A 21,153-nucleotide genomic window follows, 5' to 3' on the forward strand; every position below is an offset into this window, starting at 1 on the left:
CTTGCAAGGCATCACGAATGCTCCTTGGCCGTTTTTCGTCGTAACGTCACATGCTTGTGTAGCCTCCTGACGGGACCCGAATGCCCTGCCACCCGTTCTAAAGCCAGATTTCAGCCTTAGGGGACCAATCATGTCAAAATCCGTTGCCAAGATTATCACCGAGACCTTGCAGGCCGCGGGCGCGAAGCGCTGCTACGGCGTGGCCGGCGATACGATCAACCATTTCACCGATGAAATCCGCAAATCCGATATCCGCTGGGTCCATGTCCGCCACGAAGAGGTGGGCGGCTTTGCCGCAGGGGGCGAGGCCTATATGACGGGCGAGCTGGCCCTGTGTGCAGGCAGCTGCGGTCCGGGATCGCTGCATTTCGTCAACGGCCTTTTCGAGACCCATCGCAACGGCGCGCCCGTGGTGATGATCGCCTCGAACATCGCCCGCAATGAAGAGGGGCTGGGCTTCCCGCAAGAGGTCGACCAGAAGGCCATCTATCAGCAATGCTCGGTTTTCTGTGAAAAGATCAACCATCCCGATCAGGCGCGGCGGATTACCGCAATGGCGGCCCAAGCGGCCCTGACCAAGCACGGGCTGGCGGTGATTATCGTCAATGGCGACATGTTCACCGAAACCTCGTCGGATGCGCTGGCATGGTCGGTCCATCGCCCGCAGCCGGTCACCGTGCCCGCTCCGACCGAGCTTGCAGAGCTGGCACAGATGATCGATCAGGCCCAGCGTCCGGTGATCTATGCCGGAATCGGGGCGCGCAAGGCCCGTCCCGAGCTGATCGCGCTGGCCGAGAAAATCCGCGCGCCAATCGTGCATACGACCCGCGCGAAAGAGTTCATCGAACCCGATAACCCGTGGCAGGTCGGCATGACCGGCATTCTGGGCAATCGCGCAGGGATGGAGGCGGTGGCCCATTGCGACCTGATGCTGTGTCTGGGCACCGATTTCGCCTATACGCAGTTCTATCCCGATGCGGCAAAAATCGCGCAGGTCGATATCGACCCTGCCGCCATCGGACGGCGCGCGCCGGTTGATCTGGGGCTGGTCGGGGATGTGGCGGCCACCGTACAGGCCCTTTTGCCGCAGCTCGCACCGCATTCCGATACCAGCTGGCTGCGCAAGGCGGTCGAGCAATACCATAAGGATCTCGAAGGATACGGGCGCGAGGCCCGCGAACCGGACCCGAGCCTCATCCACCCGCAGGCTCTGACCCTAGCCCTGAATTCCCATGCTGCCGAAGATGCGATCTTCACTGCCGATGCGGGGTCCCCGATGGTGTGGATGCTGCGCCAGATCCGCGCCAAGGGGCAGCGGCGCTTCCTGACCTCGCTGCTGCACGGGACAATGGCCAACGCCTATCCGCAGGCGATCGGCATCCAGAAAGCCTATCCCGAACGGCAGGTCATCGCGATGTGTGGCGATGGCGGTCTGTCGATGCTGATGGGCGACCTGCTGACATTGCGTCAGGAAAATGTGCCGATCAAGATCGCGATCTACAACAACTCGACCTTGGGCTTTGTCGAGATGGAGCAGCGTGTGGAAGGGCTGCTGGATGCCTTCACCGATCTGGAAAACCCCGATTTCGGCGAGGTCGCCCGCGCGATCGGCCTGTGGGGGCAGCGTGTCGAGACTGCGACGGATCTGCCGCAAGCGGTTACCGACTGGCTGGCCCAGCCCGGCCCGGCGGTTCTGGATGTCCGCACAAGCCGGATGGAACTGGTGATGCCCCCCAAGATCCAGGCGGCACAGGTAGCCTCGACCGCGCTGTTCGGCGCGAAAGCCGTGGCGAAGGGCCGCACGAAGGAAGTTGTCGATCTGCTGGCCGATAATTTCCTGCGCTAACCCTAATCAAGGCCGTGCGGACCAGCCGAAGGCGTCCGACCATGTCCCCTGCGCCGATCGGCGCGGGGGCTACGGGCGTGGAGGCGGCCGCATGCTCCCCCGCAAAACAGCCCTTGGACATAGCCCGTGGGGAACAGCCCGCGCAAAACCATCAGGGCAGGTTCCGACAAGGTGGGAAGGAAGGCAAGGCGGTGTTGTCGGCCAGCTTGGGGGCAATGGGTGTAGTGGTGCGCTGGCCGACAACGAATTGCTGCTTGCGGGAACAATATGTGAACAAAAGCCCGCGATTTCAAGCGATTTCTTATGCCCGCCGGAAAGAGAATAGCTAAAGATTTCATCAATCCGGTAGGGTTCTGGTCAGGTTTGCTCAGCCCCCCGCGCGGCGCTCTGCGCAAGCCATGCAATCAACCTCTGGCCCTCGGTCTCGTCGTGCCACCATGCCGCATCCGCTGCCGCTTGCGCATCCCGCGCGCGAAAGGCCGCAATCAGCGGCGCGTGCTGGGCGATAATATCGTCGGGGCCGGTGGCCACATGCAGGTTGCTGGTGGAAATGAACATGCGCACCTGCTGTTCGACCACCCGATATTGCGCCGCCAGACGGGCATGGTCGGCACTGTCGATGATCACCTGATGCAGGGCGAAATCGGCGGCACTGATGGCGCGCATATTGCCCCGCGCGCAGGCGCTTTCCAGTTCGGCATACGCCTCTTCGACAGCCGCGAAAACCTGAGGATCATCGCGACTGACCGCCAACCGCGAGGCAAGGCTTTCCAGCGCGCCGCGCAGGGTCCAGATTTCCCAGATATCCTGCTGCGACAGCTGCGCCACCTGCCAGCCGGTATAGGGGATCTGTTCAATCAGCCCCTCCCCCGCCAACCGGTGCAAAGCCATACGCAGCGTCGCCCGCGAGACCCCCAGCTGTTCGGACATCGCGGCCTCGGTCAGCCGCCCGCCCGCGGCGACCTCGCCCGACAGAATGAAGGCACGCAAATTGTCGATAACAATGGCTTCGGTCGATTGCCGCGTGACGGGGCGCAGGTTTTTCAATGTCATAGCGTCTCTTTCTACACGGCGCCGGATATGTGACCGGCAGATCCTGTCAGGGCAGTGCGACCGAGACCCGCTTGCCTCTGGCCTCGATTGCCTCTGCCGCCTCCAGCGCGATATCCTCACGGAACTTGCCGGCCACGATCTGCACCCCGACCGGCGTGCCATCCGCCAGCAGGCCGGTGTTCAGCGTCAACGCGGGAAGTCCGGTGACCGGCAGGCCGATCATCGACATCTGCGCCGCCCAGACCCGCCTATACGAGGCCTCATCCACCAGATCAAGATTATCGGCAAAAGGCAGCTCTGCCGAAGGCGGCAAAAGCAGCACCGGATAGCGGGCCATAAACAGCCCCCAGTCCCGCGCAATCGCCATGCGTGCGGTCAGGGCCTTGGCGATGCAGTCAGGCCCGAGGGACCTGACAAACTCTGCCTGCCCTTCAAGGGCGGCCAAAGCGCCGCGATCCCCCTCGGCCCGGGCGCTGGCCAGAAGCCCGTCATACCCGTCGCCCATCCACAGCGTCAGTTGCAAGGGCACCGCCGAAGCCAGATCCGGCAGGGTGTCAAGCGCCTCCACCTGCCAGCCCGCCTCCCGCAGGCGGTCCGCCGCCGCATGGAGTTCGGCCACCAGTTCGGGCGCGGTCTGCGCCCCTTCCGGATGGGTGCAGAGCGCCGCGCGCCTGGGCAGTTGCGGGCCGTGAAACGGCGCAGGCACGGCCCAAGGATCGCAAGGGTCGGGACGCAGCATCGCCTGAAAGGCCAGCCGCAGATCGGCCACGTTACGGGCCAGCGGCCCCGAGACCGCCATGATCTGCCCGCCAATCGTGCGGTCGGGGCCGGAAGCATTCCACGCAGCCACCCGCCCGACAGAGGGGCGCAGCCCGTGCACACCGCAGGCATAGGCCGGATAGCGCACCGAACCCGCAATATCGGTGCCATGACCGATCGCTCCCAGACCCGCCGCCACCGCCGCCCCCGCGCCGCCTGAAGAGCCCCCCGGCGTCAGGCCTTTCTTGCGCGGGTTATGGGTCGCCCCGTGCAGCAGGTTATTGGTGAACCAGCGATAGCTGAAGGCAGGCGTATTGGTGCGCCCCAACGAGACCGCCCCCGCCGCCAGAAAGCTTTCCACCACCGGATTATTGCTTCGGGCGATCAGGGCCTGCTGCGCCTTCAGCCCGTTGGTCGTGGCATAGCCGGTCTGGTCGACATTGACCTTGATCGTTACCGGCACCCCCGCAAGACAGCCTGCCTCGTCCCCGCGCGCAAGCCTTGCATCCACCGCATCGGCTGCGGCCAAGGTCTTTTCGGGCTGGAAATCGACGATGGCATTGATCTGGCCATTGACCGCCTCGACACGGTCGATATGGGCCTGCGCCACCTCGCGGGCGCTAAGTGCGCGCGCCTTGATCGCAGCGGCCAGACGGGTGGCGGGCCAAGCCCAGAGGGCCGGATCGGTCGGCATGTCTTTCATCAGATCTCTCCTCGGCAGGGGGGAACAGGCATTAGCGGCGCGCCTTCGACCACCGCCTCGGCCCAAAGGTGCCACGGCTCGGCCATGCCTTCATTGACCGGCCCATCGGGCCCGTGCTGGCGGCGCACCGCGCCCAAAGTGGTAAAGCTGTTGGGCTGGATCTCGCGGTCGGCCAGCACCAGATCGAATGCCGCCGCAAGCGTCCTGATGGTGGGCTGCCCCAGCCGCGCATCCGCCACCAGAACCGGCGGGGCGGAAAGGTCGTAGCGGGGGGCGGCAATCGCGTCATGCAGGCCATAGCCATGATCGACCAGATGGATCAGCACCTGATAGATGGCGGGCAGGATCTTGCGCCCGCCGGAGCCGCCAATCGCCACGGTCTCGCCCGCCCCTGTCATCATCATCGGCGCATAATTGGCCAGCGCCTTGGTGGCAGGCGCAAGACCATTGACCCGTCCCGCCCGCGGGTCGAACCAGTTCACCCCGTTATTGAGCAAGATCCCCGTCGAAGGCGACAGCACCGCCGAGCCGAATAGCGACAGAAGCGTCTGCGTCATCGAGACACACATGCCCTCGGCATCGACCACGCTGAAATGGGTCGTGCAACTGGGCAGGCTACGTTCGGCCCCGTCGCCCATTTCGCTGAAGCGATGCGCCCATGCCCGCGCCAGCGCCTGGGCACTGGCCAGACAGCCTTGCGGCGATGGAACCGCCGCCCCATCCGGCGGTGTCTCGTTGAAATAGCGCAGGGCCAAGGCCACCGTGACCCCGCCATTGAGAACCGGCACGAAATGCACCTTGCGGTCGCGGAAGGGGGCCGTGGCGGCGGGCGAAATCTCGGCCCGGAACCCCGCCAGATCCGCGCAGTCCAGATAGCCGCCCAAGGTCTGGATATCGGCGCATAGTGCTTTGGCAACCGGCCCGTGATACAGCGCCTGCGCCCCTTCCTTGGCGATCACCGCAAGGGTTTCGGCCAAAGCAGGATTGTGCAGCCGTGTCACACGCCCCGCCACCGCCGCAGGGGCAACAGGCGGCAGGCCCTCGGGCAGGAACCACGCGGCCAAAGCCTCGTTGCGGCGGAGACGTCCCATTTCCTGCGCCGCCCATGCGGTAACATGGGCATCCACCACCAGCCCGTCTTGCGCCAGCGTCTGCGCTGGGGCCACCAGATCGGCCCAGGGCAGGCGGCCAAAACGTTCATGCGCCGCCTGCACCCCCCGCAGAAGCCCCGGAACACAGATGGATTTCGCCCCGACCACATTACGGTCTTCCAACACATTGGGCCAACCGAACAGATCGCCATCCTTCCCCTCGACCAGCGGAAAATCCTGCGGGTCCAGCGCCGCCGGAGACACCGCCCCCGCATCGATCGCCGTGACGCCCTTGCCGTCGGGACGTATCAGAATGGCCCCCACCCCGCCGATCCCGCTCATCCACGGCTCCAGCACCCCCAGCGCGAAAGAGGTCGCAATGGCGGCATCCACCGCCGTGCCCCCTTTGGCCAGAATATCCGCGCCGATCTGGGCCGCATGGCGGTTTTGCGCCGTGACGATACCCCGCGGGCTGCGGGCTGCGGGTTTGGTTACAGAGAGGCTGCGCGACATATGCGGCGAGCGGATATCGGTCATCGTCATCAGGACCCCATTCTGGCAAGCGGATCAGGCAGGAAGGCGGAGCGCCGCAAGGTGTTCGGCCCGATGTTCGGCTTGCGTCGGGCCTTCGGGCATCAGCCGCAGGTCATCGCGCAGATGCGCCCACTGCCAGTCGGTGGCGCGCATCATCATCGCGCCTGGAGCGGTGGCGGTGATGATCTCACCCGCAATCGGGGCAAAATCGGCACGGAAATGGATGGCGCTTTTGACGACAAGGATCGGGGTCGTCTCGGGGGTAATGCCTGCAAAGCGGAACATTTCGCGGTCGGCCATCTGCGCCTTCTGGCTGGCCACCACGATCCGCACGCCCCTAAGGCGCAGGCAGGCAGCAGGGCCAAGATGCATCTCGCGCGTGCCATAATAGGGGCCAAGCGTACGCAACTGCCCGTCCGACAGATGCTCGACCGTAAAGCTGGCGTGCAAAGGGCTATCGCCCTCGACATCGCTATGGCCACCAAGAGACAGCGCAACCTCGGCCCCCTCGCCCGCCTGATGCGCGAGCTCTACGGCCTTCGGGTCCCACAGCACCCCCACTGCCGCATCGGGCACATCCGCCGCCAGAAGCGCCTTGATCAGACCGGTCGTATCCGAACTACCGCCTGCTCCGGGATTGTCCTGTGCATCGGCAATCACCACCGGCGCGCAGCCAACTGCGGTGCGCTCAAGCGCATGGGCCACGGCCCCCTCCGGCGTGTAAAGCGTGCCTTGGAAAGCGCTTTCGGCGGCCTCGACCCGAGCCAGAAGCGCTGCCACAGCGGCCTCGGCCTCAGGGGGTGTCGCGCCATAGGCCCAGATCAGCTGGCCGCATTCGTCGAAATCCGCCGCCGGAAAGCCCATCGCATAGGACAGGCTGATCGCGCCCGTGTCCTCTTCGATCTGCGGCAGAGCGGCATAAAGCCCGTCGGCGGGCGCATTCATCGTGGATTGCCAGCAGATGGGGATCATATAGTCCGGCGCCGCCATCGCCCGCGCGAAAGGCCGCCCCAAGGCCACCCGCTTTTGCAAGAGATCAAAGGCCGCCGCCCCCGTATCGGCGCTATCCACATGCGGATAGGTCCGATAGGCCACCAAGGCATCGGTCATCCCGACCATCCGGCGGGTCACATTGGCATGCAGGTCAAGGCTGACAACCAGCGGCAGATCCGGCCCGATGATCTGGCGGATACGTTCGATCAGCTCGCCCTCGCCATCGGGGATATGTTCGGCACACATCGCGCCATGCAGGTCCAGATAGACCGCATCGGCGGGCAGGGCTGCGGTGATCAGATCACAAATCTCGCCCGCGATGGCCTCGTAACAGCCGCGCGTCACCGGACCCGAGGGCACCGCCATCGCCCATAAAAGAGGGTCCACCTCGACCCCTGCCGCTTTGGCCGCGCGCAGGAAACCGGCGGCGGGCAGGTTGACGGTCTCGGTCATCACCTCAGTGATCCCCGCCCCTCGGCAGAGCGCGGGAAACCCCCCGCCATGTTCAAAGGCCGCCATATCGGCGCGATCCTTGGCGAACGTATTGGTCTCATGCTGGAAACCGGCAAGCAGCACACGCATGGCTTCTCCTCTCAAACGGCCCGCAACAGCGGGCGGAAGTTCTGGAAATCCCACGCGGGCGCAGGGGCGGCCTCGATCAGCGCGCGGGTATAGGGATGCGAGGGGGCCATCAGCACATCCCGCGTGGCACCCTGTTCGACGATCTGCCCCTTCTGCATCACCACAAGCGCGTTACAGATCTGCGCAGCTACCCGCAGATCATGGGTGATAAACAGCACCGACACGCCGGTGCGGTCGCGGATATCCTCCAGCAGATCCAGCACCTGCGCCTGCACCGACACATCCAGCGCCGAGACCGCCTCATCCGCGATCAACAGATCCGGCTCCATCACGATGGCCCGCGCAATGGCAATCCGTTGGCGCTGCCCGCCCGAGAACTGATGCGGATAGCGGTCCATCACCGAGGCCGGAAGATTGACCATCTCAAGCGTCGCCGCCGCCTTGGCCCGCGCCTGAGCCTCGGGCATACCGTAGTTCAAAAGCCCCTCCATCAGCGATTGCGCGATGGTCCGGCGCGGGTTGAGCGAACGGTAGGGGTCCTGAAAGATATATTGCACCTGACGGCGCATCTCGCGCAGATTGCGCATCGGCACAATGTCCTGCCCCTGCAGGCGTACGGCCCCGTCGCTGGGGTCGGTCAGCCGCATCACACAGCGCGCCACGGTGGATTTACCCGAGCCGCTTTCGCCGATAATCCCCGTAATCTCGCCCTTGCGGACGGTGAAATTGATGTTCTGCGCGGCCTTCACCTCGGTCCTGCCCTTGCCATAGGTCTTGGCAAGGCCGATCACATCCAGCACCTTGGGCTGATCCGGCAGCGGCGCGAAACGCGGCTGCATCGAGGGCACCGAGGAAATCAGCATCCGCGTATACTCCTGTTTCGGGCGCGCAAGGATTTCATCGCGCGTGCCGGTTTCCACCAGATCGCCACGGTTCATCACCACGATCCGGTCGGCAATATCCGAGACCACACCGAAGTCATGGGTGACAAAAACAACCGCCGTGCCTTCCTCTTCCTGCAACTCCTTGATCAGCTTCAGGATCTGCTTCTGCGTGGTCACATCCAGCGCGGTGGTGGGCTCATCGGCCAGCAACACACGCGGCCGCAGGATCAGCGCCATGGCGATCACGATGCGCTGGCGCTGTCCGCCCGAAAGCTGATGCGGATAGCTGCCATAGATGCGCGCGACATCGGGCAGATGCACGCGCTCCATCATCTGCAGCACCGACTTGCGGCGCTCGGCTTTGGACAGTTTGGTATGCAGGCGCAGCACCTCGTCGATCTGGTCCCCCACCGTCTTCACCGGATTAAGCGCGGTCATCGGTTCCTGAAACACCATCGACACTTTGGAGGCCCTGAGCGCCCGCATCCGCGCGGGCGTGGCCTGTAGCACATCCTCGCCATCCAAGAGGATACGCCCCGTGGTGACCTGCAGCGCGTCTTTCGGCAAAAGCCCCATCACCGCCATAGAGGTGATCGACTTGCCCGAGCCGCTTTCGCCCACCACACAAACCGTCTCTCCGGCCTTCACGGTAAAGCTGATATTGCGGGTGATCGGGCGGGCGCCTTTGGGACGGGTGTCGATGCTGACATCCTCGACCGAGAGCACAACATTTTCATCCTTCATAACACGTCCTTTCAGAGGCGTTTCGCCATGCGCGGGTCCAGCTGGTCGCGCAGCACATCACCCAGCATGTTCACGCTCAGCACGGTCAGCGACACCATCACACCGGGGAAGAAGATCAGTTCGGGCTTGAGCAGGAAGAACTTGCGCCCGTCGGCCATCATATTGCCCCAAGACGGAATTTCGGGCGGCACGCCTGCGCCCAGAAAGGACAGGATGGATTCCGTCATGATAGCGGCGGCAAAGATATAGGTGCCCTGCACCAGCAAAGGCGCCACCGTATTGGGCAGCATATGCCGCCAGACCATCTTGCCCATCGAGGTGCCCAGAACCGAGGCGGCCTCGACATAGGGTTCATTGCGCACCCCCATGATGACGCCGCGCACCATCCGCGCCACGCGGGGGATCTCGGGGATGGAGATCGCAATCAGCACCGTGGTCAGCGTGCCGCCCGAAATCGCCACCAGCGCCACCGCCAGAAGCACCCCCGGAATGGCCATCAGCCCGTCCATCACACGGCTGAGCACCGCATCGATCCATTTGAAATAGCCGGTCAGCACGCCGATCACCATCCCGAAGAGGATCGAGATCACCACCGTCCCCGCCCCCACCGCGAGCGAAATCCGTGACCCGTAGATGATGCGCGAGAACATGTCGCGGCCATAGCTGTCGGTGCCAAGAAGGTGCTCGGGCGATGGCGGCTTGAGCCGCACCGAAGGGTCAAGCTGGATCGGGTCATGGGCGGTGATCAGCGGCGCAAAGACCGACATCAGCACGATGACCAGCAGCACCGCGCCGGAAATCTTGGCAGGCCAGCTGGAGAAGACGCCGCCAAGGGCTGCCATCAGACCGGATTTCCGGCCATTGCCCTCCATCTCCGGCAGGCTGAGGGGCGCATCATCAAGGGCGGAAGTATCGGATTTCATGAAAGTCCTCCTGAGCTTGGTCAGTGACGGATGCGCGGATCGAAGACGCCATACAGGAGGTCAACACAGAGGTTGATCACCACATAGATGGCGGAAAACAAAAGGATCACGGCCTGAATGACGGTGTAATCCCGCGCCAGAACGGAATCGAGCACCAGCCGCCCGAGGCCCGGAATATTGAAGACCGACTCTGTCACCACCACACCGCCGATCAGCATGGCAATCGACACGCCGATGATGGTGATGATCGGCACGGCGGCATTTCCCAGCGCGTGGCTCATCAGCACGGAGCGTTCGCGCAAGCCTTTGGCGCGGGCGGTGCGGATGTAATCCTCGCCCATCACCTCGATGACATTGGTGCGCACGATGCGGGCAATCAACGCGATATAGGGAAAGCTCAGTGCGACGGAGGGCAGCACCAGCCGTTCGATAAAGCCGCCAAAACCATTGGCCAGCGGCTGGTAGCCCTGCACCGGAAACCAGCCCAAGATACGCGAGAAGACCAGTATCAGCACATAGCCGATAATGAACACCGGCACCGAGAACCCCACAACCGAGCCCGCCATTACCAGACGGTCCAGCCATTTGCCCTGTTGCCACGCCGCAATTACGCCCAGCGGGATCGAGACGGCAATCGCCAGCACCACGGTGCAGAGGCTCAGCGCCAGCGTCGGGCCGAAACGGTCCATGATCAGTTCAGTCGCGGGTTTGCCGGAAATCAACGAGGTGCCCATATCGCCATGGGCCATATTGCCCAGCCAGATCACCAGCTGTTCAAGCAGGGGCTTTGTCAGCCCCATGCTCTCGCGCAGTTGGTCAAGCTGCTCGGGAGTCGCATTGGGCCCCGCAATCATCACCGCCGGATCCCCCGGCGACAGGCGCAACACGAGAAACACGATGATCGCGACCATCAACAGCACCGGAATGGCCGAGAGGATACGTTTGGTGATGAACAGCAGCATGTCAGGATCACTCCGACTTGGTCACATTCCAGAAGACGGGGGCTTCCGCTTCGGGCATGCCCTGCAGCTTGGCCGAGACCACGTTGATATTGGCGAATTCCCCCATCGGGATCATCACGACGTTATCAATGGCCAGCTGGTCGATCTCCTTGGCGATCTGCACCTGAGACGCGGTGTCGGGCGCTTCGGCAAAGGAGGCGCGCAGCTCTTCGATCTTCGGCACATCCGGCCAGCCGAACCACGCGCTATCCCCGCCTGCCGCAGTGCCGATAAAGCCTACCGGATCACCCACATCGGGTAGCACATTGGTCGTCGAGAAGATGTTCCAGCCACCCTCGGCCACCGGCGCCTTGGACGCGCGACGCGCCACGACACTGGCCCAATCCATCGCGACCACATCCACCTTGAAGCCGCCATCGCGCAGCTGCTGGGCAATCACCGGACCCTGCGGCGCCAGAGACGCCAGATCGGTGGCCTGCATCAGCATGATGGGCTTGCCGTCATAGCCCGCCTCTTGCAGCAGTTCCTTGGATTTCTCGGGATTGGCCTTGATGATCTCCTCGGCCTTATAGTCGGTGGCATAGGGACCCGAACAGCCGAAGACGGCGGCACAGGTGCTGGAGCTGTCTTCAGCCGTGCCCACCTGCGCGTTCAGCATGGGTTTCTGGCCAAGGGCGGCCATCGCGGCCTCGCGGTATTTGAGGTTGTCAAAGGGCGGTTGCGTCCAGTTCAGCCGCACGAGGTTCTGGCTGCCCTGTTTGGCAAAGGCCTGCGTGTAGAAATCGGGGTTGCCATCGACCAGCGGCAGAAGATCCTGCTGCACCTGTTCCACAAAATCGACCTCGCCCGACATCATGGCGGTCAGGGCGGTCATCGGGTCGGGCATGGCGGTCCAGATGACCTTATCCACCTTCACGACCTTGCCGCCCGCCATCCCGCTGGAGGGTTCGTCACGCGGCACATAGTCCTCGTTTTTCAGGAAGACCGCCTGCACCCCCGGCTGATAGGACGCGCTGTCGAATTTGAACGGGCCGGAGCCGATGGTCGAGGTGATCGGCGTGGAAATCGGCGTCTCGGCCACGGCCTTGGGCATCATGAAAGGCGCAATCCCCGAGGGCTTCGATAGCGCCAGAAGCGCGATCCCCGTCGGTTCGGCAAAGGTCATGGTGAAGGATTTATCGTCCACGACCTCCATTGCGCTCATCAGCTTGGCCATCACCTGACCGGTCTTGTCGACCTGATCCCAACGCGCGATCGAGGCCACACAATCCGCCGCCGTCACCGGCGTGCCATCATGCCATTTCAGCCCGTCGCGCAGGGTGAACGTATAGGTCAGCCCGTCCTCCGAAACCGCCCAGCTGGCCATCTGCGGCTGGACCTTGCCCGCCTCGTCGCGCGCCAGCAGCGTGTCATAGACCATATAGCCGTAATTGCGCAGGATATAGGCCGTGCTGATCGCCGGATCGAGCGCGCGCAGGGGCGCATTCATCACGGCGGTAATGGTGGTTTCGGCATGGGCGGCGACAGAGCTGGCTCCCAAAAGCACTGATACCAGCGCACCCTTGAGCAGCCCCGAAGAAGACTTCGGAAGAAACATGATGATCTCCTGTTGGACGTCGTGCTTTGGATTGTTGGTGATTGTCGACAATCACTCGTTCAGGGTAAGGGCAGATCTTTTCTCCAAGCAAGCCCCAGTTCTCAAAAGCTCAAATTTTATGTGATCGGTCAAAGGGATGCCCGAGGATCGCGGCGTAAAAATCAAACCATATCATACATATATGATAATCAAGATTATTATTTAGGCAGATTTATTCAGGGAATATTTTGCCATAGGCCTCCATAATACACCTTATAAATTCAATCTATTCGGCAATCTTTTCAGCACCTTAACAAAAAATCTCTCACTGATGCCAAATCTGCAGGCCGTGGCAGAACCGTTCTGTAAAACAGGCCAAAATTTTTGACATTGATTATTGTCGACAATTTTGTAGCGTCGATAGAGAGACAGGATCGGGGGCAGAACAATCGCTCCCTCTCCGCATATCCCCCATGCCACTGGCACCTGTACCTCCCCGCTCAGGGGCTGGCAGGGCCTGCTTGCCACCAAGCGCCGGAGACCCGCATGACCGACACAATAGACGCCTCCCTTACAATGAGTTGGGACGAATGGTACGCCCATGACGGGCTGGGGCTGGCCCAGCTTATCCGTGCGGGCGATGTCACCGCCGAAGAGGTCGCCGCTCAGGCGGCCCACGCGATCCGTGCGGTCAATCCCGAAATCTGTGGCGTTGTCGAGGTCTTTGACGATGCCGTGGCCGATAGCGCGGGACATGGCACCAATCCCCAAGGCCCCTTCGCGGGGCTGCCCTTCCTGATGAAAGATCTGGGGCCGACAGTCGCGGGGCGGCTGCAGGAACAGGGCTCGCTTTACCTGAAAGGCAACCGGCCCGAGAAAGACGCCTTTCTGACCACGAAGATCAAACAGGCGGGGCTGAATATCATCGGGCGCAGCACAACGCCGGAATTCGGCTGCTGTAGCTCGGCCGAGAACCCTGCCGTCTATGTCACCCGCAACCCTTGGGACACGGGGTTCACCAGTTGCGGATCTTCTGCGGGGTCTTCGGTGATGGTGGGCGCGGGCGTTTTGCCGCTTGCGCATGGCACCGATGGGGGTGGCTCGATCCGGATTCCCGCCGGCTGCTGCGGGGCGATCGGGCTGAAATCGTCGCGCGGGACCTTCTCGATTGCGCCCGCCAATTCCGATTTCTCCTCGGTGGTCTCGACGCAGGGCTGCATCTCGCGCACGGTGCGCGACACCGCTGCCTTTGTATACCACTGCCGTGGCGGAGCGCCGGGAGAATTCATGCCCTTCTGGCACCCCGAGACGCCCTTCCTGGAACAGATCCAGAATGACCCGCGGCGGCTGAAGATTGCTGTCTCGCATGAATGGGGACCCTATGCGGCCACGCCCCATATTGCAGCCGAACTCATCCGCGTGGCGGAGTTCTTCGAGAGCCTCGGCCATTATGTGGAGTTCGTCACCCCCAAGGTGGATTTCGCCAAAGCCTATGCCGCCCAGACCACCTGCTATATCTCGAATTTCGCGCAGGTGGTGAATAACCTCTTGCGGATGAAGGGGTTGGAGAAGCCCCCCGAAGACCTTTTCGAGCCGATGAACATCCGCATCTGGGAACAGGGCAAGGATATCAGCTATACGACCCGCGCCGATATGCAGCTGGATTTCAACGAGACCGCCCGAGCCTTCGGCGCAGCCTTTCAGGAATGGGACATCCTGCTGACCCCCACCACCGCGCGCGAGACCCCCACCATCGGCACCACCGAATATCTGACCACCACCGATAACCCTTCGGCGCTAGACTGGTTCGAGAACCTCTGGGGGTTCTTCGCCTATACGCCGCTCAACAATCTTTGTGGCACCCCTGGTATGTCGCTGCCGCTGGCCGTTCATGCCAATGGGTTGCCCTTGGGGATGCAGATCCATGCCGCCCAAGGCAATGACGGGTTGCTTTTGCAACTGGCCGCTCAGGTCGAGCGCGCGATCGAAGGCAAGTGGAATCAGGGCCGCCTGCCGCAGGTCCATGTGACCAAGCTCGGCTAAGGAGGCCCCATGTGCGACACAATACTGGTTCTGGGCAGCCTGACCCAAGACGGGCGCAGCTATTTTGCCAAGAACTCGGACCGCGCGCCGAATGAGGCGCAATATCTGACGAAGGTGGAGGCCGCGCGCCATGCCCCTGATGCCCGCGTGCAGGCCACCTATATCGACCTGCCGCAGGTCGGGCAGACCTATGCCTGCATCGGCTCGCGCCCGTGGTGGATCTGGGGGTTCGAGCATGGGGTCAACGAACATGGGCTGACCATCGGCAATGAGGCCGTCTGGTCGCGGCTGGCGGCCGATGGGGGGCCGAACCTTCTGGGCATGGACCTCCTGCGCCTCACGCTGGAACGCGCCCGTGATGCCGATGAGGGACTGAAGGTGCTGACCGGATTGATCGAGACCTATGGTCAGGGGGGCCATGCCGCTTTGACCCGCGAGATGGTCTATCACAACGCCTTCCTGCTGGCCGATGGCCGCTCAGGCTGGGTGGTGGAAAGCGCGGGCCGCCATTGGGTGGCCCGCAAGGTCACGCAATGGGCCGCCATTTCCAATGTCTATTCGATCGGGCGCGATTATGACCTGATCTCGGATCAGGCCGAGGCTTTTGCCACTGAACAGGGCTGGCATCCGGCAGGCACGCCCTTTGACTGGGCGCGCGCCTATACCGATAGCACCCGCGCCAATCTGCCCGCCTGCCATGCGCGGCTTGCCATGTCGCGCGCCAAAGTGGCGGGCCTGCCCAAGGGCGGGATCGGGCTGACCGAGATGATCGACGTGCTACGCGATCATGGCGGCGATCCGGACCGGCATCCGGCGGCGGGCGGCCAGGCCTGTGTCTGCATGCATGGGGTCAGCGCCAGTTCCGGTTCGGAAACCGCCGCTTCGATGATCGTGGCCCTGCCAGCCACGCCGCAGACCCCGCGCGAGATCTGGGTCAGCCTTGCCTCGCCCTGCCTGTCGGGCTTCATTCCGGTCTGGCTCGATACCGATCTGCCCAAAGGCTGGAGCCAGCCCGCCCACCATACCGACCCCGATCAATGGTGGGATATCGAGCGCCTGCAACGGCTTATCGACCCCGATTATACCAGCCTCGCCCGAGGCTTGCGAGCGCAGTTCAACGGCATGCCCCATAAGGCGAGGGCCGAGCTTTCCCTTGCCAGCAAAGCCGATGCCGCCACCCGTAACGCCATTTCCCAACGCGCGGCCCGCAGCTATCGCGAGATCGTCGATGCGGGATTGCAGGACCGCGCCGACCGCCCGCGAAGCCCCGACCCGCGCGGAGACTATCTGGCGGACATCAATCGCGCCATCCCCCGCACCAGCCGCGATGCACGCGAAGACCTTGCCTTGCACGCCAGCCCCTAGACCTCAGGACGGAGCCCGCCTTGTCCAACCCCGATCCCTGCCTCCCCCCTGTTTCCGGCCCGCTTGCCGCTTTGCCTGCGACAGGCGCGCCGGAAAGGATCGACCTCGGGTCGCTCTCGACCCGCTGTCAGACGGTCGGGCCGGAACACGCCGCCCGTCTGGCGCGGGAGCTCTGGGGCCTATCCGGCGATATCACGCGGCTGGACACCGAAAAGGACGATACATTCGCGCTCCGCCAACAGGATCGCAGGCTGATCTTCAAGATCGCCAATCCGGCAGAGCCACCCGCCGAACTCGACCTTCAGATCCAGACGCTCGCCCATCTGAACCGCCACGCCCCCGATCTGCCTGTGCCGCAGATTGTGCCCGCGCTGAATGGTGCCGCGCTTGTGGCTTTGCCGCTGGCCGACGGGGTAAGGCATGCGCGGATGATGACCTATCTTGAGGGCGATCTGCTCGACACTCTGCCCCCGCTTGGCCCCGAACAATACCGGATTGGCGAAATGAACGCCAAGCTACGGCTGGCCATGAGCGATTTCCGCCACCCCTTTGCCGCCCGCCAGCTGGCATGGGATATCCGGCACCTGCCGAGGCTGGCAGAGCTTCTGGACCACGTGCCTGACCAAAGTCAGCGAAGTGCCCTGACCCGTGCCTTTCGCCAGATCCTGTCCCTGCGCGACGACATCGAGGCCCTGCCGCGGCAAATCCTGCATAATGATTTCAGCCGCTCGAACCTGCTGGTTGACCGCCGCAAGGCGCAACCAATCACCGGCATCATCGATTTCGGCGATGTGGTCGAAACGGCTGTGGCCATCGACCTGTCGACCGCCATGCTCAACCAGCTGCCTCGCGATGCCGCCGAACAGGGACAGGACGGGATGTTTGCCGGACCGACCCGCCTTTTCGAGGGCCATATTGCCCATGCCCCGCTTTCCAAGGCCGAGCGCCGCCTGTTGCCGCATCTGGTCTTCGCCCGCGTCGTGACCCGCGCGCTGCTCACGCTCTGGCGGGCCGGTCAGTTCCCCGAAAACCGTGCCTATATCCTGCGCAATACCGCGCAGGGCTGGGCGCAGCTTGACTGGTATCTCAGCCAGAATCCGGCGGCGCTCTCTGCCCGTCTGCTGTAAGATCGCCCCGCCCTGCCCGCTGCGGGCGGCGGCTGGAAAAAACGGGGAAATATCGTGAACATTTTTCCCCTGATCGGGCTTATCCACTTGAAAGCCCCGCCGCCTATGCCACATCTATGGGCGTCCCCGATAGGTAGAGGTTCATGCCCCATAACAACACCAATCTGCCCACCGAACGCCCCGATGTGCTGACCAAGCCCAAGCTGGAAGGCGGTCGGCGCTTTGTCATGCATTCGGAATTCTCGCCCGCAGGCGACCAGCCCACGGCCATTGCCGAGCTGTCTCAGGGCGTGCGGGACAACGAGCGCGATCAGGTGCTGCTGGGGGCGACGGGCACGGGCAAGACCTTCACCATGGCCAAGATCATCGAAGAGACCCAGCGTCCCGCGATCATCCTTGCGCCCAACAAGACGCTGGCCGCCCAGCTGTATGGCGAGTTCAAGGGCTTCTTCCCCGAGAATGCCGTCGAATATTTCGTGTCCTATTACGACTACTACCAGCCCGAGGCCTATGTGCCGCGCTCGGACACCTATATCGAGAAGGAATCCCAGATCAACGAGCAGATCGACCGGATGCGCCACTCGGCCACGCGGGCGCTGCTGGAACGTGACGATGTAATCATCGTGGCCTCGGTGTCCTGTATCTATGGTATCGGCTCGGTCGAGACCTATTCCGCCATGACGCAGGATCTGAAGGTGGGCGAGCTTTACGAGCAGCGCAAGTTCCTCGCCGATCTGGTGGCGCAGCAGTATAAACGCCTTGATGCGGCCTTCGTGCGCGGGTCCTTCCGAGTGAAGGGCGATACGGTCGATCTTTGGCCTGCTCACCTTGAGGACCGCGCATGGCGCTTTGCCTTCTTTGGCGAAGAGCTTGAGGCGATCACCGAATTCGATCCGCTGACGGGGGCGAAATCCGACAGTTTCGACCAGATCCGGATCTACGCCAATAGCCACTATGTCACGCCGCGCCCGACGCTGAACCAAGCGACCAAGGGCATCAAGAAAGAGCTGGGGCTGCGGCTCAAGCAACTCAATGACGAGGGCAAGCTTCTGGAAGCCCAGCGGCTGGAACAGCGCACCAATTTCGACCTCGAGATGCTGGAGGCCACGGGCGTCTGCAACGGGATCGAGAATTACTCGCGCTATCTCACGGGCCGCGCACCGGGCGAGCCGCCGCCCACTTTGTTCGAGTTCATCCCCGATAATGCGATCGTCTTTGCCGATGAAAGCCATGTCACCGTGCCGCAGATCGGCGGCATGTATCGCGGCGACTACCGGCGCAAGTTCACGCTGGCCGAACATGGCTTCCGCCTGCCGTCCTGCATGGATAACCGGCCCCTCAAGTTCGAGGAATGGGACGCCATGCGCCCGCAGTCGGTCTTTGTCTCGGCCACCCCCGGCAAATGGGAGATGGAGCAGACAGGTGGTATCTTCGCCGAACAGGTGATCCGCCCGACGGGGCTTCTGGATCCGGTGATCGAGATCCGCCCTGTCGAGACCCAAGTCGATGACGTTCTGGATGAGATCCGGTTGGTCGCGGCGAAGGGGCTGCGCACGCTGGTCACCACGCTGACCAAGCGTATGGCCGAAGATCTGACCGAATATCTGCACGAACAGGGTGTGCGGGTGCGCTATATGCATAGCGATATCGACACCATCGAACGCATCGAGATCCTGCGCGATCTGCGGCTTGGCGCCTTTGACGTGCTGATCGGCATCAACCTTCTGCGCGAGGGTCTGGATATTCCCGAATGCGGGCTGGTGGCGATCTTGGATGCCGATAAGGAAGGCTTCCTGCGCTCCACCACCTCACTGATCCAGACGGTGGGCCGTGCGGCGCGGAACGCCGATGGCCGCGTGATCATGTATGCCGATAAGATCACAGGCTCGATGCAGGCCGCCATCGACGAGACCGAGCGTCGCCGTGCCAAGCAGATCGCCTATAACGAGGAACATGGCATCACCCCGCAAACCGTGCGCAAGAATGTCGAGGATGTGCTCGCGGGGCTTTATCAGGGCGACACCGATATGTCGCGTGTCACCGCCAAGGTCGATAAGGTCAAACCGGGGGCGAACCTGCAGGCGCATCTGGACAGCCTGCGCGCCGAGATGCGCAAGGCCGCCGAGAACCTTGAATTCGAGGAAGCCGCCCGCCTGCGCGACGAGGTCAAGCGGCTTGAGGCGGTAGAGCTGGCCGTCTCGGATGACCCGATGGCGCGGCAATCGGCGGTGGAAGAGGCCTCTGACGCCGCCACCAATGCCCGCGGCAGATCCACCGCAGGCCGCCCCGGCCAACGCGGCGGCAACGTCCAGCGGCGCAAAAAACGCTAACCCCCCTATCTCCGACACGAACACCGCGCAGGGCAATCTTGCGCGGAGGGCTCCCCTTTGCCGCGAGAAGGCGCGCAACGGACGGCAATATTGTGCGCATGCTCACAAAATAGCGGGTTACAGAGACTCTTTTATTCCGATAACCCGCCAAGGTTAGCAATTTTGCAAACAATACACACTGGAATAAGAAATAAAATGTCGGACATATCCTCAGCCAATGGCTTCGCCGACGCAAAAGCCCCCGCCAGAAACTCGGCGGGCAAGGTTTTGCTGGCCAGCCTGATCGGGACCACGATCGAATTCTTCGATTTCTACGTCTATGCAACCGCCGCCGTGCTGGTCTTCCCCACGCTGTTCTTCCCCAATGAAGACGGCATGACCGCTCTGCTGGCCTCTTTCGCGACCTTCTCCATCGCGTTCTTCGCACGGCCTATGGGCGCGGTCGTGTTCGGCCATTTCGGCGACCGGATCGGACGCAAGGCCACGCTGGTGGCGGCGTTGCTGACGATGGGCGTCTCGACCGTCGTCATCGGGCTTTTGCCGACCTATGCGCAGATCGGGGTCGCCGCGCCGCTTCTGCTGGCGCTGTGCCGCTTTGGCCAGGGCTTCGGTCTGGGCGGCGAATGGGGCGGGGCGGTGCTGATGGCCACCGAAAACGCCCCCGAGGGCAAGAAGAACTGGTATGGTATGTTCCCGCAGCTGGGCGCGCCGGTGGGTCTGTTCCTGTCGTCGGGCCTGTTCTGGCTGCTTTTGCAATTCATGCCGAAAGAACAGTTGCTTGGCTGGGGTTGGCGCATTCCCTTCGTCGCCTCCATCGCGCTGGTGGTGATCGGGATGTGGGTGCGCCTGTCGATCACCGAGACCCCCGCATTCCAGGAGGCGATCGAGAAGGACGAACGTGTGGCGGTGCCGGTGTTCGAACTCTTTGCCAATCACAAACTGTCGATCTTCCTTGGCACATTCGTGGCGATGGTGACCTTCGTGCTGTTCTATATCGGCACGGCCTATCTGCTGTCCTATAACGTGAAAGTGCTGGAAATCCCCTTCACGGACGCCTTGGTGATGCAGCTCTGGGGCGCCATCATCTTCGGGTTGGCGATCCCTGTTGCAGGGCTTGCGGCCGAGCGTTTCGGGCGCCGCGAGGTGCTGATTGTCACCACCATCCTGATCGCCGCCTTCTCCTTCCTCGTGCCGGTTCTGATGGTGGCCAATGAAGGCGCGATCCTCTTGTTCGTCACGCTGTCGATGATGCTGATGGGCCTGACCTACGGCCTGATCGGCACCGCATTGGCCGCCCCGTTCCCGACCCGCGTGCGCTATAGCGGCTCGTCGATCACCTTCAACTTTGCCGGCATCGTAGGCGCCTCGCTTGCCCCCTATGCCGCAACATGGCTGCAGGCCAATTACGGGCTGGCCTATGTGGGCTACTATATGGGGGCTGCGGCGCTGATCACGCTGGCCTGTATCTTCGCGATTGGCCGCGAGAAGATCTAGGACCAACCGCCCTATCTGTCCGAACTGCCCCGGCCAATGGCCGGGGTTTTTCGTTGAACTGCTCCCGAATTGGGCAGGCTCGGCCCGGACTCCGGCACAGCCATGCGAAACCGCCGATCCGGCTCGACATTGGCGAAGACCCTG

Annotated in this window: 14 protein-coding genes; 6 read left to right on the forward strand and 8 right to left on the reverse strand. The window is 62.9% G+C overall.

The window, feature by feature from the left end; genetic code table 11:
- The first annotated feature begins 130 nt into the window (after nt 1-130).
- Nucleotides 131-1,846 (forward strand): thiamine pyrophosphate-dependent enzyme, encoded by a 1,716-nt coding sequence (locus WDB88_RS15660; RefSeq protein WP_339109958.1) that lies wholly within the window; start codon nt 131-133, stop codon nt 1,844-1,846.
- A 357-nt stretch (nt 1,847-2,203) separates the two neighbouring features.
- On the opposite strand, the gene WDB88_RS15665 is transcribed toward WDB88_RS15660, so the two are convergent.
- The 8 genes from WDB88_RS15665 to WDB88_RS15700 form a co-directional block, all read right to left on the reverse strand.
- Nucleotides 2,204-2,899, reverse strand: a complete 696-nt coding sequence (locus tag WDB88_RS15665; protein ID WP_330629457.1) for a GntR family transcriptional regulator — start codon at nt 2,897-2,899, stop codon at nt 2,204-2,206.
- A 46-nt stretch (nt 2,900-2,945) separates the two neighbouring features.
- Nucleotides 2,946-4,361: an amidase family protein gene (locus WDB88_RS15670; RefSeq protein ID WP_339109959.1), complete on the reverse strand. Its 1,416-nt coding sequence runs from the start codon at nt 4,359-4,361 to the stop codon at nt 2,946-2,948.
- Nucleotides 4,361-5,995: a gamma-glutamyltransferase gene (locus WDB88_RS15675; protein ID WP_339109960.1), complete on the reverse strand. Its 1,635-nt coding sequence runs from the start codon at nt 5,993-5,995 to the stop codon at nt 4,361-4,363. Before WDB88_RS15675 ends, WDB88_RS15670 begins: the two co-directional genes overlap by 1 nt.
- 24 nt (nt 5,996-6,019) lie before the next feature.
- Nucleotides 6,020-7,561, reverse strand: coding sequence for a M81 family metallopeptidase (locus WDB88_RS15680; RefSeq protein ID WP_339109961.1), 1,542 nt, complete (start codon nt 7,559-7,561; stop codon nt 6,020-6,022).
- Between the two features lie 11 nt (nt 7,562-7,572).
- Nucleotides 7,573-9,189: an ABC transporter ATP-binding protein gene (locus tag WDB88_RS15685; protein WP_339109962.1), complete on the reverse strand. Its 1,617-nt coding sequence runs from the start codon at nt 9,187-9,189 to the stop codon at nt 7,573-7,575.
- An 11-nt stretch (nt 9,190-9,200) separates the two neighbouring features.
- Complete coding sequence (locus WDB88_RS15690; RefSeq protein ID WP_339110052.1) at nt 9,201-10,031, reverse strand: ABC transporter permease; 831 nt, start codon at nt 10,029-10,031, stop codon at nt 9,201-9,203.
- Nucleotides 10,032-10,132: 101 nt separating this feature from the next.
- Entirely contained in the window at nt 10,133-11,074 is a 942-nt protein-coding gene (locus WDB88_RS15695; RefSeq protein ID WP_330629462.1) for an ABC transporter permease, read from the reverse strand.
- Between the two features lie 7 nt (nt 11,075-11,081).
- Nucleotides 11,082-12,671 carry an ABC transporter substrate-binding protein gene (locus WDB88_RS15700; RefSeq protein WP_339109963.1) on the reverse strand — a complete coding sequence of 530 codons (1,590 nt, stop codon included), beginning with the start codon at nt 12,669-12,671 and terminating at the stop codon, nt 11,082-11,084.
- A gap of 525 nt (nt 12,672-13,196) precedes the next feature.
- On the opposite strand from WDB88_RS15700, the gene WDB88_RS15705 reads away from it, so the two are divergent.
- The 5 genes from WDB88_RS15705 (at nt 13,197) to WDB88_RS15725 (ending at nt 21,009) form a co-directional block, all read left to right on the forward strand.
- Nucleotides 13,197-14,693: an amidase gene (locus WDB88_RS15705; RefSeq protein ID WP_339109964.1), complete on the forward strand. Its 1,497-nt coding sequence runs from the start codon at nt 13,197-13,199 to the stop codon at nt 14,691-14,693.
- A gap of 9 nt (nt 14,694-14,702) precedes the next feature.
- Nucleotides 14,703-16,058: a C69 family dipeptidase gene (locus tag WDB88_RS15710; protein ID WP_339109965.1), complete on the forward strand. Its 1,356-nt coding sequence runs from the start codon at nt 14,703-14,705 to the stop codon at nt 16,056-16,058.
- A 20-nt stretch (nt 16,059-16,078) separates the two neighbouring features.
- Nucleotides 16,079-17,185: a phosphotransferase gene (locus tag WDB88_RS15715; RefSeq protein WP_339109966.1), complete on the forward strand. Its 1,107-nt coding sequence runs from the start codon at nt 16,079-16,081 to the stop codon at nt 17,183-17,185.
- A 143-nt stretch (nt 17,186-17,328) separates the two neighbouring features.
- Nucleotides 17,329-19,515, forward strand: a complete 2,187-nt coding sequence (uvrB, locus tag WDB88_RS15720; RefSeq protein ID WP_339109967.1) for an excinuclease ABC subunit UvrB — start codon at nt 17,329-17,331, stop codon at nt 19,513-19,515.
- Nucleotides 19,516-19,698: 183 nt separating this feature from the next.
- A complete protein-coding gene (locus WDB88_RS15725) occupies nt 19,699-21,009 on the forward strand; it encodes an MFS transporter (protein WP_339110053.1) in 1,311 nt (436 codons plus the stop codon).
- Nucleotides 21,010-21,153 lie beyond the last annotated feature (144 nt).

The sequence above is a fragment of the Thioclava sp. GXIMD4216 genome (genome assembly GCF_037949285.1).
In the GTDB taxonomy this organism is placed as follows: domain Bacteria; phylum Pseudomonadota; class Alphaproteobacteria; order Rhodobacterales; family Rhodobacteraceae; genus Thioclava; species Thioclava litoralis.